14 protein-coding genes are annotated in these 17,865 nt (G+C 66.9%); 8 read left to right on the top strand and 6 right to left on the bottom strand.

Translation table 11 applies throughout. The features are described from left to right. Positions 1 to 58 precede the first annotated feature (58 nt). On the bottom strand, positions 59 to 559 hold the full coding sequence (locus tag ACQEVO_RS29690) for a peptidylprolyl isomerase (RefSeq protein WP_432919725.1): 501 nt from the start codon (positions 557 to 559) through the stop codon (positions 59 to 61). A 191-nt stretch (positions 560 to 750) separates the two neighbouring features. Between ACQEVO_RS29690 and ACQEVO_RS29685 the strand changes: the two genes are divergently transcribed. From ACQEVO_RS29685 to ACQEVO_RS29665, 5 genes are all read left to right on the top strand, one after another. Then, positions 751 to 4,068, top strand: coding sequence for an arabinosyltransferase domain-containing protein (locus ACQEVO_RS29685; protein ID WP_432919724.1), 3,318 nt, complete (start codon positions 751 to 753; stop codon positions 4,066 to 4,068). Then, positions 4,068 to 4,190: a hypothetical protein gene (locus tag ACQEVO_RS29680; protein WP_432919723.1), complete on the top strand. Its 123-nt coding sequence runs from the start codon at positions 4,068 to 4,070 to the stop codon at positions 4,188 to 4,190. The genes ACQEVO_RS29685 and ACQEVO_RS29680 overlap by 1 nt, the downstream gene beginning before the upstream one ends. A 158-nt stretch (positions 4,191 to 4,348) precedes the next feature. Beyond that, a complete protein-coding gene (locus ACQEVO_RS29675; protein WP_432919722.1) occupies positions 4,349 to 6,361 on the top strand; it encodes a galactan 5-O-arabinofuranosyltransferase in 2,013 nt (670 codons plus the stop codon). A gap of 106 nt (positions 6,362 to 6,467) precedes the next feature. Continuing rightward, positions 6,468 to 9,746, top strand: a complete 3,279-nt coding sequence (locus tag ACQEVO_RS29670) for an arabinosyltransferase domain-containing protein (RefSeq protein ID WP_432919721.1) — start codon at positions 6,468 to 6,470, stop codon at positions 9,744 to 9,746. Between the two features lie 122 nt (positions 9,747 to 9,868). Further along, positions 9,869 to 10,030 (top strand): hypothetical protein, encoded by a 162-nt coding sequence (locus tag ACQEVO_RS29665; RefSeq protein ID WP_195055828.1) that lies wholly within the window; start codon positions 9,869 to 9,871, stop codon positions 10,028 to 10,030. A gap of 198 nt (positions 10,031 to 10,228) precedes the next feature. Here ACQEVO_RS29665 and ACQEVO_RS29660 read toward each other — a convergent pair whose 3' ends face one another. Next, the gene (locus ACQEVO_RS29660) at positions 10,229 to 11,008 is read right to left on the bottom strand and encodes a decaprenylphospho-beta-D-erythro-pentofuranosid-2-ulose 2-reductase (RefSeq protein WP_432919720.1); all 780 of its coding nucleotides are present in this window, start codon (positions 11,006 to 11,008) and stop codon (positions 10,229 to 10,231) included. Then, positions 11,005 to 12,486 (bottom strand): FAD-binding protein, encoded by a 1,482-nt coding sequence (locus ACQEVO_RS29655; protein WP_432919719.1) that lies wholly within the window; start codon positions 12,484 to 12,486, stop codon positions 11,005 to 11,007. The genes ACQEVO_RS29660 and ACQEVO_RS29655 overlap by 4 nt, the downstream gene beginning before the upstream one ends. Positions 12,487 to 12,996: 510 nt before the next feature. Here ACQEVO_RS29655 and ACQEVO_RS29650 point away from each other — a divergent pair. Next, positions 12,997 to 13,377 carry a GtrA family protein gene (locus tag ACQEVO_RS29650; protein ID WP_432923161.1) on the top strand — a complete coding sequence of 127 codons (381 nt, stop codon included), beginning with the start codon at positions 12,997 to 12,999 and terminating at the stop codon, positions 13,375 to 13,377. A 107-nt stretch (positions 13,378 to 13,484) separates the two neighbouring features. Here the strand turns inward: ACQEVO_RS29650 and ACQEVO_RS29645 are convergent, their stop codons facing one another. Beyond that, positions 13,485 to 13,976, bottom strand: coding sequence for a hypothetical protein (locus ACQEVO_RS29645; protein WP_432919718.1), 492 nt, complete (start codon positions 13,974 to 13,976; stop codon positions 13,485 to 13,487). 414 nt (positions 13,977 to 14,390) lie between these two features. Here ACQEVO_RS29645 and ACQEVO_RS29640 point away from each other — a divergent pair, with 414 nt between their 5' ends. Next, positions 14,391 to 14,840: a DUF4282 domain-containing protein gene (locus tag ACQEVO_RS29640; protein WP_432919717.1), complete on the top strand. Its 450-nt coding sequence runs from the start codon at positions 14,391 to 14,393 to the stop codon at positions 14,838 to 14,840. Positions 14,841 to 14,929: 89 nt separating this feature from the next. Here the strand turns inward: ACQEVO_RS29640 and ACQEVO_RS29635 are convergent, their stop codons facing one another. Beyond that, positions 14,930 to 15,490 (bottom strand): dTDP-4-dehydrorhamnose 3,5-epimerase family protein, encoded by a 561-nt coding sequence (locus ACQEVO_RS29635; RefSeq protein ID WP_432919716.1) that lies wholly within the window; start codon positions 15,488 to 15,490, stop codon positions 14,930 to 14,932. Between the two features lie 8 nt (positions 15,491 to 15,498). Then, the gene (gene rfbA / locus ACQEVO_RS29630) at positions 15,499 to 16,371 is read right to left on the bottom strand and encodes a glucose-1-phosphate thymidylyltransferase RfbA (protein ID WP_432919715.1); all 873 of its coding nucleotides are present in this window, start codon (positions 16,369 to 16,371) and stop codon (positions 15,499 to 15,501) included. Positions 16,372 to 16,794: 423 nt separating this feature from the next. On the opposite strand from rfbA, the gene ACQEVO_RS29625 reads away from it, so the two are divergent. Beyond that, complete coding sequence (locus ACQEVO_RS29625) at positions 16,795 to 17,835, top strand: ATP-grasp domain-containing protein (RefSeq protein WP_432923158.1); 1,041 nt, start codon at positions 16,795 to 16,797, stop codon at positions 17,833 to 17,835. Positions 17,836 to 17,865 lie beyond the last annotated feature (30 nt).

The following is a 17,865-nucleotide window of genomic DNA, read 5'->3' as shown; positions in this document are numbered from 1 at the left end:
CGGTTCGGGTTGCCCGGCAACTGGCCCCGGCGCAACCCGAACCGACCGACGAGCGAATTCAGCCGGTGATGGTGGCGGATTTGATCACCACATCGGACTCCGGCACGTCCTGGTGCATACCCTTCGACGAGGTGGACACCGCGGCGATCTTGTCGACCACGTCGGTGCCCTCGGTGACCGCGCCGAAGACGGCGTAGCCCCAGCCCTGACCCGCCGGCTGGGTGTGGTTGAGGAATTCGTTGTCGGCGACATTGATGAAGAACTGCGCCGTCGCCGAATGCGGGTCGTTGGTACGCGCCATGGCGACCGTGTACTTGTCGTTCTTCAGGCCGTTGGCGGCCTCGTTCTGGATGGGTGCCTCCGTCGGCTTCTGCTGCATCTGCGCGTCGAAGCCGCCGCCCTGGATCATGAAACCCGGGATCACGCGATGGAAGATCGTGCCGTCGTAATGTCCCGACTTGACGTATTCGACGAAATTGCGGACGGTGTCCGGCGCCTTCGCCTCGTCCAGCTGGAGGCCGATGGTTCCGTAGTTCGTCTCGAGATTCACCTTGGTCATGCCCCTACCTTTCCATTACCGCCGCTTTGCCCCGCGCATAAGGGGGTGATTTCGGGCCGATTGTGCCAGCCGCCCCTCTTTACCCCGTTCTGGTGGTTTCTAACCCGTTCGCGGGGAGTTTCTGTGACCGGAGACGTTACGCGCCGGGGCACCAACCGGCCGGGCACGCCGCGCCCAAGTAGCATGCCAGCGTGCCAGAAGTCGCCACAGCAGTACTGACGAAGACGCCACCGGAGCCGGAGCCGAGGGTTGCGCCGAGGGATTTCCGGGTCGCGCGGCTCGTCGCGATAGTCACCGGCGTCCTCGGCGCGCTCTTCGCGCTCGCCACACCGTTCCTACCGGTCACCCAGACCACGGCGACGCTGACCTGGCCGCAGAACGACAGCCTGGCCAATGTGCAGGCGCCGCTGATGTCGCAGGTGCCGATCGATCTCACCGCGACCATCCCCTGTTCGGCGGTGAACCAGCTGCCGCCGGAGGGCGGCATGCTGCTGGCCACCGCACCCCCGCAGGGCGACCGGGCGGCGCTCGAGGCGTTGTTCGTGCGGGTATCGGATACGTCGGTGGACGTGGTGGACCGCAACGCCGTGGTGGCGACGGCGGACCGGGCCGAGATGGCGAACTGTTCGGCCATCACCATCACCTCCGACAACGAACGCACCACGGCGGCGTTCGAGGGTCTGATCGGCGCGAACGGCGTCCCCAACGCCGGGCAGCTGGTCGGTGACCTGCGCCCGCAGATGGTGGGCATCTTCACGGATATGACCGGCGGTATCCCGGCCGGGCTGAGCCTGGAATCCACCATCGACACCCGGTTCAGTTCCAGCCCCACCTGGATCAAACTCGCCGCGATGATCGCCGCGGTGCTGTGCACCCTGCTCTCGCTGGTGGCACTGGCCCGGCTCGACACCAGCGACGGCCGCGGTCACCGGCGTTTCCTGCCGGCGCACTGGTTGAAGCCCACGCTGGCCGACGGCGGGGTGATCGGCACGCTGCTGGTGTGGCATTTCCTCGGCGCCAACACCTCCGACGACGGCTACATCCTCAATATGGTCCGGGTGGCGCCGGACGCCGGCTATATGGCCAACTATTTCCGCTGGTACGGCGTCCCGGAGGCGCCGTTCGGCTGGTACTACTACGTGATCCAGCTGTTCGCCGAAGTATCCACGGCCAGCCCGTGGGTCCGCCTGCCGGCGCTGGCCTGCGGAATCCTGTGCTGGATGGTGATCAGCCGCGAGGTGGTGCCGCGGCTGGGTAACGGCCTGCGCGGCCTGCGCGGGCGGGCCTGGTTCGGCAGTGTGCCGCTGTGGACCGGTGGCCTGGTGTTCCTGGCGTTCTGGCTGCCCTACGACAACGGCCTGCGCTCGGAGCCGATCGTCGCGCTCGGCGCGCTGCTCACCTGGGTGTCCATCGAACGGGCCATTGCGACCGCGCGCCTGCTGCCCGCCGCCGTCGCGATCCTGGTCGCGGCGTTCACGCTGGCCGCGGCCCCGACCGGCCTGATGTGTGTGGCCGCGCTGCTGGCCGGTATCCGGCCGATCACCCGCATCATCGTCAAACGGCACCGCGAGCACGGGACCGTCGCCTTGCTGGCGCCCTTGGCCGCGGCCGGGTTCCTGGTGCTCACGGTCGTCTACAGTGACCAGACCTTCGCCGGTATCCAGGAAGCCAACCGCGTCCGGCAGCTGGCCGGCCCGAACCTGGCCTGGTACGAGGACTATCTGCGCTACTACTACCTGTTCGTCGAAACCGTCGACGGATCGCTGTCGCGCCGTTTCGCGTTCCTGGCGATGCTGCTGTGCCTGTTCACCACGATGCTGGTGCTGTTGCGCCGCCGCCGGGTGCCCGGTATCGCCGCGGGCCCGACCTGGCGGTTGATGGGTGTGGTGTTCGGGACGATCTTCTTCATGATGTTCAACCCCACCAAGTGGACCCACCACTTCGGCGCCTACGCCGGTATCGCGGGTTCGCTGGCCGCGGTCACGGCGGTGGCGGTATCGGCGTCGGCGTTGCGGGCGCGCAAGAACCGGGCGATCTTCCTGGCCGGGTTGATGTTCACCCTCGCGCTGGCGTTCTCCGGCATCAACGGCTACTGGTACGTGTCCAGTTACGGGGTGCCGTGGTTCGACAAGCGGGTCACGCTGTTCGGGATCTCGTCCAATACCGCGATGCTGCTGCTGTTCGGGCTGTCGCTGCTGCTGGTGGCCTGGCACGTGCTGCGCGAGGGTTACGCGAAACCGCCGAACTCCACCCGTACCGTGCGCGGCCGGCGGGTGCGGAAGTTCGCCGCCATCCCGCTCACCCTGGTCGCCGCGGCCATGGTCCTGTTCGAGGTGCTCTCGCTGGCCAAGGGCGCGTACTCGCAGTACCCGGGCTATTCGCTGGCCCGGGGCAATATCGACGCCGTGTCCGGCGAGACCTGCGGGCTGGCCAACGATGTGCTGGTCGAGGTGAATGCCAACGCGGGACGGTTGAATCCGATCATCGATCCGGCGAATCCGCCCACCAACTCCGCCGACCCGCTGGCGGGCGTCGATCCGGTCGGCTTCGACCCCAACGGCGTTCCCGACGATCTGTCCGCCGACGCGGTGGAGGTGAAACCGGGCACCGGCAATACGTCCAGCCAGTCGGTGGGTGCCTCCTTCGCCGAAGGCCAGAACGCCGGTACCGGCGGCGGTCAGGGCGCACTCGGGGTGAACGGCTCCACGGTGGCGCTGCCCTTCGGGCTCGATCCCGCCACCACGCCGATCCTCGGCAGCTACCAGGAAGGTGTGCAGCGGCCCGCACTGGTCACCTCGAGCTGGTACGAGCTGCCGCAACGGTCCCCGGACCAGCCGCTACTGGTGATCACCGCGGCCGGCCGGATCCTGTCCTACGACGACACGGGCGCCATGCAGTACGGCCAGTCGCTCACCGTCGACTACGGCAAACGGCAGCCGGACGGTTCGGTCACCCACCTGGGCACCTACCTGCCGCGCGATATCGGCCCGTTCCCGTCCTGGCGCAACCTGCGGGTCCCGCTGGACGAGATCGCCCCCGAAGCCGACGCGGTGCGGATCGTGGCCAACGACCCGATCCTCATCGGCGACCAGTGGCTGGCCTTCACCCCGCCGCGGCTGCCGAAACTGGAAACCGCCAACGACTACCTGGGTTCGGAACAGCCGATCCTGCTCGACTGGGCGGTCGGCCTGCAGTTCCCGTGCCAGCGCCCGTTCCGCCACGAGAACGGCGTGGCCGAGGTGCCGAAGTTCCGCATCCTGCCGGACCGCCCGCTGGCGGTGAGCTCCACCAACACCTGGCAGGCCCAGGAATTCGGCGGCCCCCTCGGCTTCTCCCAGATGCTGGCGAAATCCACCACTATCCCGACCTACCTGAAGAACGACTGGGGTCGCGACTGGGGCACCTTGGAACGCTACGACCAGTACTACGACGCGGTCCCCGCGCAACTGCAGACCGGCACCGCAACCCGGACCGGCCTGTGGGACCCGGGGATGCTGCGGGTGTACTGATGATCGATTCGGTGTGGTCGGGGACCGTGCATGACGATTCGGATTTTGTGGCCGCTTCCCGGTTGTCGGTCGAGATTCAGCAGATCAATGTGCACGAGGGGCCGCGCGAGCCGGACTTCTGAATCTCAGATGGTTGGCCTGGTGAGTCCTGCCTCCTGAGCGTGGGTGCGTCGGGACCGACGAATCGAACGTATGGTTCCGTGCCCCGTGGTGCGTTGACGCTCTCCACTAGGCTGACCGGCGGCCAGTTCGTGTACAGGAGCCGGAGGTAAGTACGCCGATGACGACGAGTCGTGGCGCGCGGTGGATGCGTCAGGTCGGGGCCGGAATCGGCGAGGCGGTACTCGCCACGGTCGTTGCCGTGCTGGTGGTCGCGGTGGGGCTCGTTGCGTTCTCGCTGGTGAACTGGCCGGCGTTCAACTCCTCGAATGTGCTGCGGGCGCTGACCACGGTGGGCCAGGTCGCTGCGGCCGTGCTGCTGGCGGTTTCGATCGCGTTGTTGCGGCTGCGCCGGGCCCGGTGGTGGGCGAAAGTGCTCTCTTGGGCCGGTATCTCGGGGTTCGTGACGGTAACCCTCGGCCTACCGCTGGCGGCGACCAAGCTGTACCTGTTCGGGGTCTCGGTGGACCAGGAGTTCCGCACCGAATACCTGACCCGGCTCACCGACAGCGCCGCGCTGCGGGATATGACCTACGCGGATCTGCCGCCGTTCTACCCGGCCGGCTGGTTCTGGGTCGGCGGGCGGGTCGCGAATGTGCTCGGAATGGACGGCTGGGAGGTCTTCAAGCCGTACGCGATCGCGTCGATCGCGGTGGCGGCGGTGGTCTCGCTGGTGCTGTGGTCGCGGTTGATCCGCGCGGACTGGGCAGTGGGCGTGACCGCCGCGGTCACGGCGGTGGGCGTCACCTATGCGGCCCCCGAGGCATATGGCGCGGTGATCGCCATCCTCATCCCGCCGGTTCTCGTGATGGCCTGGGGCGCGCTGTACCGTCCGGCCGAGCTCGCGGTGCGCGCCGGGGCCGCCGCGGGGGAGACCCGGCGCGGCACTACGGCGGGCGGCTGGGCCGCGGTACTGGGGACCGGCCTCTTTCTCGGACTGGCGGCGGCGTTCTACACGCTCTACTTCGCGTTCGCGGTGTTCACGGTGGTGCTCATGGCGGTCGTCGCGGCCGGGCTGGGGGTCCGGTCGCGGTACGCCGCCCGGACTCCGCGCCGGATCGCGGCGCAGTCCGGTGAGTCTCGCGAACCGGTACACGGCATCGGCCGGGCGATCGGCGCCCCGCTGGTGCGGCTGATCGTGATGGGTGTGGTCGCCGCGCTGGTGGCGCTGCCGGTATTCGTTCCCTTCCTGCTACGGATGCTGGACAACCCGAAATTCGAGTCGGGTGGGGCGTTCCACTATCTGCCCGAGGCCGGGTCGGAACTGCCGCTGCCGATGGCGGAGTTCTCGCTACTCGGTGGTCTGTGCTTGGTCGGTGTGATCTGGCTGGTGCTGCGGGCGAACTCCTCGCGGCGGGCGCAATCGCTGGGGCTCGGGGTTGTCGCGGTGTATCTGTGGTCGCTGCTGTCGATGCTGGCGACCGTGGCCGGTACGACCCTGCTGTCGTTCCGGCTGGAACCGGTGCTGCTGGTGCTGCTGGCCGCCGCGGGCGGCTTCGGGTTCGTGGAGGGCGCCCGGGCGGTGTATCAGGCGCTGAACGAACCGGCGCGGTTCCGCTGGGTAGCGATCGCGCTCGCGACCGTCGGCGCCCTGGCCTACTGCCAGAACATCGCGCACGTGCTGGAGCCCGAGATCACCACCGCCTACACCGATACCGACGGCGACGGCCATCGTGCCGATCAGCGCGACCCCGCCGCGGTCCGGCACTACCACCACATCGACGACGCCCTGCGCGCCCAGACGGGCCGCGAACCGTCGGACAACGTGCTGCTCACCGGCGACACCACCTTCCTCGCCTATTACCCGTACTTCGGTTTCCAGGGCCTGACCTCGCACTACGCCAACCCGCTGGCCGATTACTCGGACCGCTCCGCGGCCATCGAAGCCTGGAGCAAGCTGGAAAGTCCCCAGGAACTCCTGGACGCGATGGCGGCGGCCCCGTGGCGCACCCCGGACGCGTTCCTGTTCCGCCGCAGCGGCGACGAATACACCCTGCGACTCGCCGCCGATGTGTACCCGAACGACCCGAACGTCCGCCGCTACACCGTCTCCTTCCCGGCGTCGCTGTTCGACGACCCCCGGTTCGCCGCGACCGATATCGGGCCGTTCACCTTGATCGTGGTGAAACCCTGAGCTGGGACATCGCCCTGCGCGCACGCGCGATCCGAATGTCGGCACACCGCTATCTGCCTGCGGCGGATACGCTGCTCCCGGCATCGGGCTATTAGAGTCGAGCCCCGTGCGACCGCAGCGATCTCCCCGAGCGTCGAACCGTATCCGCCTGCTGGCTCTCGTATCCGGGCTACTCGGGTTCGTACTGGCGATTCTGGCGCCCGTTCTGCCGGTCCGGCAGGACCGTACGGCCCTGGAATGGCCGCAGGCCGGCGTCACCGATATCGAGGCGCCGCTGGTGAGCTATCAGCCGTTGCGGCTGGATCTCACGGTGCCGTGCCCGGTGCTCGGTGGTGCCGAGGGCACCGTGGTGGCGACGGTTCCGGACGAATCGGGCCAATCCTCGGCCAAGGGGCTGCGCGTCACCGTGAGCGGCGACGCGCTCTCGGTGGTGTTGCGCGATGTCCCGCTACTGGCCGCCGAACGTGCGGAACTGGCCGGGTGTGAATCGCTGTCGGTGGTCTCGACCGCGGCCTCGACCACCGCCGAGCTCACCGGCACTACCCGCGCCGACGGCACTCCGTTCCGCGCGCAGGTGGATCGGGATATCCGGCCGCAGATCGTCGGTGTGTTCACCGATCTGCCCGCGGAGCAGCTCGCCGGGATCCGGTTGCACGCCGAGATCGATTCGCGTTTCACCTCTTCGCCGGGCCCGTTGAAAATCGCCGCGATCGCCGGTGCGGTCGTGTTCACCCTGCTCGCCTTGCTGGCCCTGCATTTCCTGGACACCACCGACGGCCGTCGTGCCCGCCGGTTCCTGCCCGCCCACTGGTGGCGGTTCGGTCTGGCGGATGCCGCGGTGCTGGGTGTACTGGTGGGCTGGCATGTGATCGGCGCCAACACCTCCGACGACGGTTACATCCTCAATATGGCGCGAGTCTCGGAGAAGTCCGGTTACCTCGCGAACTACTACCGGTGGTTCGGTGTCCCGGAGGCGCCGTTCGGCTGGTCCTACGAGGTGCTGGCCTGGATGTCGCGGATCTCGGATTCGAGTCCGTGGATGCGGTTGCCGACCCTGCTCGCCGGTATCGTCTGCTGGCTGGTGATCAGCCGGGAAGTGCTGCCCCGCCTCGGTGCCCGGGTGCGTGGTAACCGGGTCGCGCTGTGGACCGCGGGCCTGGTGTTCCTGGCGTTCTGGCTGCCCTACGACAACGGCCTGCGCCCGGAACCGCTGATCGCCGCCGGTGCGCTGCTCACCTGGTGTTCGATCGAACGCGCCATCGCCACCGGGCGTTTGCTGCCGGCTGCGGTCGCGATCCTGATCGCCGCGTTCTCGCTGGCCGCCGGGCCGACCGGCCTCATCTGTATCGCCGCGCTGATCGCCGGTTCGCGCCCGGTCCTGCAGATCATCGTCAAACGGGCGCGTCCCGGCGTGGGGACCACCGATACGCCTCGCCGGAGCAGTGCGGGCGCGGTGCTCCGGTACGCGAGCCTGCTCGCCCCCGGTCTCGCTGCGGGAACACTGGTGCTGGTGGTGATCTTCGCCGATCAGACCCTGTCGACGGTGCTGGAAGCCACCCGGGTGCGTACCGCGGTCGGCCCGAACGTGGCGTGGTTCGACGAACGCACCCGCTGGGATTCGCTGCTCATGCTCTCGCCGGACGGTTCGCTGGCCCGGCGTTTCGGGGTACTGCTGATGCTGCTGTGCCTGCTGGTCTGCGTGCTGCAGGTCTTGCGTAAAGGCCGGATCCCCGGGACCTCCCGCGGGCCGTCGGTACGCATTCTCGGCGTCGTGTTCGCCTCGCTGCTGCTGATGATGTTCACGCCCACCAAATGGACCCATCATTTCGGTGTCTACGCGGGGCTGGCCGGTTCGCTGGCCGCCCTGGCGGCGGTCGCGGTGGGTACCAACGGTATTCGCGCGCCACGGAACCGGGCGTTGTTCGCGGCGGCCGTGCTGTTCCTGCTGGCGGTCACGTTCACCGGCTCGAACGGCTGGTGGTACGTATCCAGCTACGGTGTCCCGTGGTGGGACAAGGCGCCGCTGCTCGCGGGTAAGGGTTTCTCGACACTGTTCCTCGGGCTCAGTGTGCTGGCTCTGCTGGTCGCGCTGTGGCTGCACTACCGGGCGCCGTACCGCAGCGGCCCGCCGTCCCGCTCGGCGCGTTACGCCTCTGCGCCGCTGACCGTGGCGGCGGCGGTGGTCGTGCTGTTCGAGATCGCCTCCCTGACCAAGGCCGCGGTGGCCCAGTATCCGGCGTATTCGATTGCCAAATCGAACTTCCGGGCTCTCGCCGGTGACCCGTGCGGCCTGGCCGACGAAGTATTGGTGGAGACCGATACCGCCGATTCCCTGCTGCGGCCGTACGAGGGTGACCCGGCGAACGGCCTGATCTCCACCGACCCCGAAACCGAGACGACCGGTTTCACACCGGACGGTGTCGCCGACGATCTCACCGCCGACGCCGAGGAAACGGTGTCCGGCAGTGCGAACTCCCTCGAATCCGATAGCGAGAACAAGACCACCGATACCACCGGTGCCGGAACCGGCGGCGGTACCGAGGCACAACCCGGTATCAACGGCTCCACCGTCACCCTGCCTTTCGGTCTCGACCCGGCCCGTACCCCGGTGCTCGGCAGCTACCAGGCCGATGAGCAGCAGCAGGCGAAACTGACCTCGCAGTGGTACCGCCTGGACCTCACCGACGAGATGCGCGCCGACCCCGCCTACCGTGTACTGGCGATCACCGCCGCCGGCCGGATCAAATCGGTGGACGCCGATGGAGTCATGACCTACGGGCAGGACCTCACCATTGAATACGGCACCCGCGCCGCCGACGGCACCATGAACGTCCTCGGCTCGGTGGCACCGCTGGATATCGGACCAAATCCGTCCTGGCGCAATCTGCGCGTGCCACTGGACCAATTGCCGCCCGAGGTGAACGCCGTCCGGCTGGTCGCGGTGGACAACGACATCACCGAGCGGCAGTGGCTGGCCGTCACCCCGCCCCGGCTGCCCCGCCTGGCGACGTTGGATTCGGTTGTCGGACACACCGATCCGGTGCTGCTCGACTGGCATGTCGGGCTGGCCTTCGGTTGTCAGCGGCCGTTCGATCACAGCCACGGGGTCGCGGAGGTTCCGCGCTGGCGCATCCTGCCCGACCGGGTCGGCTCCGATGCCTCCAACGCCTGGCAGGACCATATCGGCGGCGGCCCGCTGGGCTGGACCGAACTACTGCTGCAGGCGGATTCGGTGGCGACCTACCTGTCCGACGACTGGGCGCGGGACTGGGGTTCGCTCGAGCGCTACACCCCCTACCGGCCGGACGCGCGCCCCGCCGAACTCACCGTCACCGAGGAGACCCGCAGTGGTCTCTCGGTCGACGATCCCATCAAAGTGAGTTGAACTGCGCTGTGCTACATCGAAACTCGTCTATCATGTGCGATCCCTCACACCATGGTTTATTTCCAGGTGAGGGAATTCCGGAACGGATGACGAACGCGGACTCACGCCGTACCCTGGGTCGCATGACCTCGGCCTTCGACGATATGGAACTGCGCGATCTCGTCGGCTTGCTCACCGATGAGGAGCAGCGAGAACTACGACCCACGGTATTGCGCGTCCTCGGGCGCCTGCCGTCTCAGGAGGTGCTGCGCCGGGAACTCGGACAGCGCATGACACGCGTGTGAAAGCGAACCCGGCCACGGGCAACCGTGCCGGGCGGACCGAAATACGACGAAGGCCGTCGCAACCGGAATAGATCCGGCCGTGACGGCCTTCGAGCTTTTTTGCGGCGGGTGCAGGCCAGGCCCCGGTGCGCCGGAACAAGGCGTGCCTCGGCCTCCGCTCCGGCTTGCCGGGCTATGACCTGCGCCCGATCGCTCGGGTCAGACGGGCAGGCGGCGGAAGATGGGGCGCGGGATATGGCGCAGGATCATCATCACGTACCGGAACGCCCCCGGTGCCCAGATGAGTTCCTTACCCTTCTCCGAAGCCGCCACCGCGAGCGCGGCCACCTCTTCCTTGTCCACCGTCAACGGGGCTTCCTTGGCTCCGGTGGCCTTCCAGTGCTCGATCGTGGTGGTGGTGCGCACCTGACCGGGCCGGATCACCAGCACCCGCGGCCCGAACGGCCGCAGCGCTTCGCCGAGCCCCAGGTAGAACCCGTCCAACCCGGCCTTGGTGGAGCCGTACACGAAGTTGGAGCGCCGCACCCGCTCCCCGGCGGCCGACGACATGGCGATGATCCGGCCGAAGCCCTGCGCCTTCATCTTCTCGCCGATCAGCACACCCACCGATACCGCGGCGGTGTAGTTGATCTGCGCGATCTGCACCGCCTTGGCCTGGTTCTGCCACAGCTCCTCGGCATTGCCGAGCAGACCGAACGCGACAATCGCGACATCGATATCGCCACCGGCCCAGGCCTTCTCCACCACTTCCTGGTGGGAGGCGGTATCGAGTGCGTCGAAATCGATCACATCGACTTGACTCGCACCATCGGCCTTCATCTGGGCCACGGCGGTATCGCGCAACGGGTCGCCCGGCAGAGTGGCCAGGATCACCCGCGCCGGGCCCTTCTTCAGGTACTCCGCGCAGATCGCGAGGCCGATTTCCGAGGTCCCGCCGAACAGCAGAATGGTCTGCGGATTGCCCACCGCGTTGATCACTGAAGCTCCAGCCTTCTCGCCATATCGGACATGAATACGCCTGTCGGGTCGACGCTGCGGCGCACCTTGATCCACTCGTCGATCCGGGGATACATCTGGTGGAAGGTTTCGGCGGTCGTCCGCGAATCCTTACCGGTGTAGAGGCGGCCACCGAATTCCAGCACCCGCCGGTCCAGTTCGGTGACGAACTCGTTGAGCCCGGGCACGATCGGGAAGTCCAGGCAGACGTTCCAGCCCGGCATCGGGAAACTCAACGGCGCCTGATTGCCCTCACCGAAGTACTTGAAGACATTCAGGAACGAATAGTGCCCGCTGGCCTGGATATCGATCAGGATCTGCTTGAACTCCGCGACCGCCTCCGGCGGCACCACGAATTGATACTGCAGAAAACCGCGCGAACCGTAGGCGCGGTTCCATTCGCCGAGCATATCGAGCGGATGGTAGAAGGCCGTCAAATCCTGCGGCTTCTGCCGGTAGGTGGCGCCCTTGCGGTACCAGATCTCGGTGGCCAGCGTGAACGTCTTGTTGTTGAGCAGGCCGTTCGGGAACACATCCGGGAACGTGAGGAACGTCTTACCGGTGAATCCGAGCGGGTTCTTCCGCAACTTCTTGGGCAGCTGATCCAGCTTCGCCAGCGAACCGCGCGAAATCACCGCCCGGCCCAGCTTCGGCATCGGGCTCAGCGCGTCGAACCAGGCGGAGCTGTACTCGTACTTGTCCTCGGACCCGTCGCTGTGGAAAGCGATGGTTTCGTCCAGACCCGAGGTCACATCACCGTCGGCGATGAAGTACGCGGTCTCGGTCGGGGTCATCTCGATGGTGGCCCGCAGGATGATGCCGGTCAGCCCGCACCCGCCGACCGTGGCCCAGAACAGTTTGGCGTTCTTCTTCGGGCTGATGGTCTGCACGGTGCCGTCGGCGGTGAGCAGCTGCATCGACCGCACATGGTTACCGAAGCTGCCCGCACTGTGATGGTTCTTACCGTGGATATCGGATCCGATCGCCCCGCCCACGGTGACCTGCCGGGTACCCGGCAGCACCGGAACCCACAGCCCGAACGGCAGCGCGGCCTTCATCAGCTGGTCCAGATTCACGCCGGCGTCGACATCCACCATCCGGGTGTCCCGGTCGATCCGGTGGATCTTGTTCAACGCGGTCATATCGACGACGAGGCCGCCCGCGTTCTGCGCGTTGTCGCCATAGGAGCGGCCGAGACCGCGGGCGATCACCCCGCGCCGCAAATGAGCGGGTTTACCGTCGTTGTCCTCGGCGACCATGGCCACCGCTCGCGCGATGACTTCGGGGTCGCTGGTCGAGAGCACCTCGGCGGTGGTCGCCGCGGTACGAGCCCACCCGGAGAGGGTGCGGGTCTGGGTGGGTAGCGCGAACCCTGCACCGGCAGTATCTGGTTCGCCGGCCGCCGGGATCTCGGTACCGGACGACGGGGTCGAGGTCGGAGCTTTCGTGGACATCGGCATAGAGGCTACTGCAACATGGCGCCGCCTGCGGCGGCGCGGGTTCGGGGCCCCCTTGGTCTCGTTCTTCACTCCGACGCTCCTCCGCTTCGCTCCCCCGCTCTGTCGCTCCAGAACGAGACGGGCCCCGAACCACGAATGTGGGCCTGGAGCTGGGGAGCGGATTCGGAGGCGGGGAATCCGGGGTCGTTGTGAGTGGGGGTTCGAGAAACTTGCGGTCCGCCGGGAGCTGGGGACGTTCGAGCTGAGCTCTGCTCTTCGCCGACACCGAGAGATTGCAGGCTCACGCCCGGGTCGTTCTCCGCTGCGATCGGCTTCGGTCGATGCCCCGGGGGCTCGCGGGTGGGGGTCGGCAAGTAGATTTCGGCCGTGCCCCCTGAAAGCAATGCAGTAAGCCGGGGACCCCGGGTGGTGCCGGGGGAGACCGGGGATCTTTCCGTGTCGTCCGGGGAACAGGTGAACGCCGGGCTCGCGCCGAATGCCGCGGGGCAGGAGAGCGCGCAGATCGGGCTGATGACGCAGCTGGTGCGGTTCGCGGCCACCGGTGCGCTTTCGGCGGTGGTCGACTTCGGGCTGTACTGGCTGCTGCTCGAGGTGGCCGGGCTGCCGGTGAACCTCGCCAAGGCGATCGGGTTCATCGCGGGGACGACGACCGCCTATCTGATCAACCGGCGGTGGACGTTCAACGCGCCGCCGAGCCGGGCCCGGTTCCTCGCGGTGGTCGTGCTCTACGGCCTGACCTTCTGTGTACAGGTCGGGATCAACTGGGTGTTCTACGAGATCTTCGACGACGGCGTGTGGTGGCGGGTCCCGGCGGCGTATGTGATCGCCCAGGGTACGGCCACCGTGATCAACTTCGTGGTGCAGCGGCTGGTCATCTTCCGCATCCGCTGAGTGACGGTACGAACAGCGAGCCGGCTCGGCGAGAATCCGGCACAACAAGAACCCCGGTTGCCTGCGCGACCGGGGTTCTTGCTGTCAGGTCTGGGTGTTGTGCCTGGTCAGGCGACGCTGGTGAGCCGCCGGGGCCGGCGGGCCCGGGCCACCGACGTCCGCACCGCGGCACCGAGCGCGACCACCGGCGGGACCCAGCGGGCCTCGTCGGGGGATACGCCCCAGTTCGCCGAACCGGCCGACAGGTGGGTGGGCGGCAGCGGGATGCCGTCGCCGTCGGTGTGCACGACCGCGCCCGCGGCGCGCAGCGCCTCGACGGCCCGCTCGGCCTTCGCCATCCCGGTGACCAGGTGGATCTCCCGGCGCTCAGCGCCCGGGATCTCGATCACCGGACCCGTCAGGTTGTTCGCCCGCAGGTACCGGCGTACCGACGCGGCCAACTCCCCGGTGACCTCGACGGCGGACAGGTCGGCATCGGTGATCAGGCACAGGCCGTTGGTCGTTTCGGCGATCGTCCAGCCACGCTGGACGTAATCCCGCGCGGCCGCGGACTTGGCGCCCGCCGAGACGGAACCCGAAAACGTCGTACGCACTGTCATCTCCATTCCCCGGTATCGATCAGCTCCGGCTTTCATGGGTCGTATCGGTGCCGGGTCCCCGTGGTGTTACGCCGTTCCAGCGAATTTTTTCGACTGTCGGGTACGTCTCACTTGTTTCCTCGGGCGTATAGCCGCGGCGGGCGCCGCGGAGCGTGGTCACGGTTGGCTTCCCTGCCGGAATCCAGGGAGGATCCCGGTATGGCCAGTGAGTCAGCGGACGAGTCCCCGAGAACCGGCCCGGCGGCAGCCGGGGGGCCAGGGCCGGCGGCTGAGCCGGCACCGGACGGCGGTCCTACGACGGAACCGCCGGGCGAGGACATTACCGCCGAACCGGCGGCTCGGCGAATCCGGCGGAAACTGCCCTGGCGGGCCGGGACACGAAGGCCCTGGAGTGCGGAGGCGGCGCAACGATTCGTGGCCGCCGAAGATGAAGACGATCTGGATCGCCGGGACCCGGGCGGTTTCCGGCAGTGGGCCGGTGAGGCCGTCGGCGGCTTGCTGGACCTCCAGTTCCGCCGCCCCGCGACGCGGACGCTGCTGCCGCTGGTCTATCTCCTCGGCCTGGCGTTCGCGGTGGCCGCACCGATCGTGGCCGTGGTGCTGGCATGGCGGGTCTCCGCGCTACTGGGTGTGCTGGCCGCGGTCTTCGCGCTCCCGCTGGCGGTGACCATCGCGGCGGCGGTGCGCTTGTTGCTGGAGTTCTTGGTGAACGCGTCGCGGCTGGCCACCCGGGTCGAGCACATCAGCGATATGGCCGACGACCTGTTCCAGGTGCTGTCGGAGGTCGCGGAACCGATGAGCCAGCTGTCCGAGGATGTGCGGGCGGTCCAGTTCTGGCGTTTCCGCCGGGGTCCGCGCAAATAGCGCACACCGGGATCGCGGACGGGGCGAGGAGCGTGTACGAGCGCCACCCGGCTTGGTGCCCCAGCGCGACCCACTACCGGACGCCGGGTTTACGGGATGAGGTCGCGCAGACCCGGCGCCGCCGCGTCCTTGGCCGACCGGAGATAGGTGAGTCGCTGCCCGTCGCGACCCGTCTCGGGCCAGTCGATGGCCAGATCCGGATCGAAGGCATCCAGGTCGTGGTCGAATTCGGGACTGTATTCGAGCGAGCACAGGTAGGTGAGGGTGGAGTCGTCGGCCAGTGAGAGGACGGCGTGGCCCAGGCCCTCGGAGAGGAAGACCGACCGCCGGTCGTGATCGTCGAGCAGCACACTGTCCCACCGGCCGAAGGTGGGGGAGGCCGGGCGCAGATCCACCACCACGTCGAGGAACGCGCCGCGCACGCAGGTCACGTACTTCGCCTGGCCGGGTGGGTCGTCGGTGTAGTGGATACCGCGCAGCACGCCGGCCGCGGAGACCGAGGTATTGGCCTGCAACAGCTCGAACGTGCGGCCGGTGGCCTTCTCGAACTCCGCGGCCCGGAAGGTTTCGGCGAAACTGCCGCGCTCGTCGCCGTGGACCTTCGGCGTGAAGACCCAGGCGCCGGGGATCGCCATCTCACTGATCCGCATCTACCCACTCACCAAGTTCGTCCGTGCTCGAGCAACTCGAGCAGATACTTACCGTAGCCGGAGCGGGTGAGGGGGTCGGCGAGCAGGCACAGCTGTTCGTCGTCGATATAGCCCATCCGCCAGGCGACCTCCTCCGGTACGCCGATCTTCAGGCCCTGGCGTTCCTCGATGGTGCGCACATAGTTGGCGGCGTCGAGCAGGGAGTCGAAGGTGCCGGTATCGAGCCAGGCGGTACCGCGGGCCAGGACGTCGACGCCGAGCCGGCCCGCTTCCAGATAGGCCCGGTTGATATCGCTGATCTCGTATTCGCCGCGCGCCGACGGGGTGAGACCGCGGGCGATCTCCACCACGTCGTTGTCGTAGAAGTACAGGCCCGGCACCACGTAGTTCGAGCGCGGCACCTTCGGTTTCTCCTCGATGGAGATGGCCTTGCCGTCGGCGAATTCGACGACACCGTAGGCGGTGGGGTCGGAGACGCGGTAGGCGAAGATGGCGCCGCCGTCGATATCGGCGAACCGGCTCAGGCTGGTGCCCAGGCCGGGGCCGTGAAAGATGTTGTCGCCCAGTACCAGGGCGGCGCCCTCGGTACCGATATGGTCGGCGCCGAGGACGAAGGCCCGGGCGATACCGTCGGGAACCGGTTGCACCACATAGGTGATGGAGATCCCGAACTGGGAGCCGTCGCCGAGCAGCCGGGCGAACGATTCGGCGTCTTCGGGGGTGGTGATCACCAGGATGTCCCGGATACCGGCCAGCATGAGTGTGGACAGTGGGTAGTAGACCATCGGTTTGTCGTAGACCGGGACCAGCTGTTTGCTCACCCCGCGCGTGATCGGATGCAAACGCGACCCGGTGCCGCCCGCCAGAATGATTCCGCGCATGTTCGGTCAGTGTGCCAGGCGGCGTTTGGTTTCGATGCCACCGGGGTACCCGAGGGTAATGAGGGCGTTACATGGTCCGGTCCACAGCAATTTCGGTATCGCGAGACGGATTCGGTAGCGGCCCGATATCTGTGCCGGTGTTGCGGTCGGGACTTTGTCTGTGGCCGATGCCCTCGCGATCAACGAGTTCGGAATGTAGTTGAGAGGGGATTTGTTTTGTCGATTTCGGCATCAGAATCTAGAGTCAAAGATCCGGACAAGGGGTATATCGCCCTGCTGGGCTGGAGCTTGAATGCCGTGGAAGCGGTGGACCGTTTCGACCGGCGCTATGTTGTCGTGGCGCCCGAGTGGGTGGCGGATTATTGCGCCGAGAACGGAATACCCTATATCCCCTGGAATTTCGAACGACTCAACGATCGTTCCATGGAGATTGCCGAGACGCTACAGGACATGGGTGTGGACGTCGCCATTCCCATTTTCGAGGAAACAGTGGAGTGGGCGGGCGCCATCAACTCCGTTCTGCTGGACAACCCGCGCCTTTTCGGGCAAGCCATGCTGCTGCGTGACAAGGCGCTCATGAAGCGTCGCGCACAGCTCGGCGGAATTCGCGTCGGAATTTTCGAGGAAGCCCACGAACGCGACGATGTGATCCGCTTCCTGAAGCGCGTGAACCAGACGCTGCTGAAACTCGACGGCGACCCGAACGACCCCATTCACGTGAAGGCCTTCGACAAAGCGGGCTGCCTCGGACATCGGGTGATCCGCACACCCGATGAGATCGATACGATTCCCGACGACGAGTTCCCGGTGCTCATGGAATCTCATCTGGACGGCTGGGAATTCGCGGTGGAAGCTTGGATACACAACGGTAAGATCTGCTTCCTGAATATTTCCGAATACGTCACGCTCGGATACTCGGTATTCGTTCCCGCGACGCCCGAGCTGGAGCGGTACCGGCCGGAGATAACACGGCAGGTCGAACGCCTGGTGAAAACATTCGATATCGAGTTCGGATTCGTGCATCCGGAATACTTCGTCACCAGCGACGGGGAGATGTACTTCGGCGAGGTCGCCTACCGTCCGCCGGGGTTCAAGGTTTTCGAACTGCTGGAGCGCTCGTACGGGTTCAATGCCTACCATGCGCTCGTCCTGGCCTTCGACCCGAAGACCACCGAACAGGAGATCAAGGATTTCTTCCCGCGGGAGGTGGTGGATGCGAAGGGGCACGCCGGCTGTTTCGGGGTTTATCCGCGGCGGCGAGTGGTAAGCCAGTTGTCGGTACCCGAGGAGACGGAGGATCACGACTATTTCGAATCGCACGAGCTCACCGAGCCGCTGACGGAAAAAGTGACCAAACGGACCGCGTTCGGCAACCATTGGGGGCTGTTGTACTTCTTCGGTGACGACCCGTACACTCTCCGGGATCTGCTGAAGCGACAGGAAGAGCTCGATTTCTATGTCTGATTTCGTTCGGCAGTAACTTCACGGGGAGGA

Origin of the sequence: Nocardia sp. CA-290969 (assembly GCF_050936135.1) — a bacterium.
Lineage (GTDB): Bacteria > Actinomycetota > Actinomycetes > Mycobacteriales > Mycobacteriaceae > Nocardia.
The sequence above is the reverse complement of the archived record's forward strand: the minus strand, read 5'-3'. Positions and strand labels throughout refer to the sequence as shown.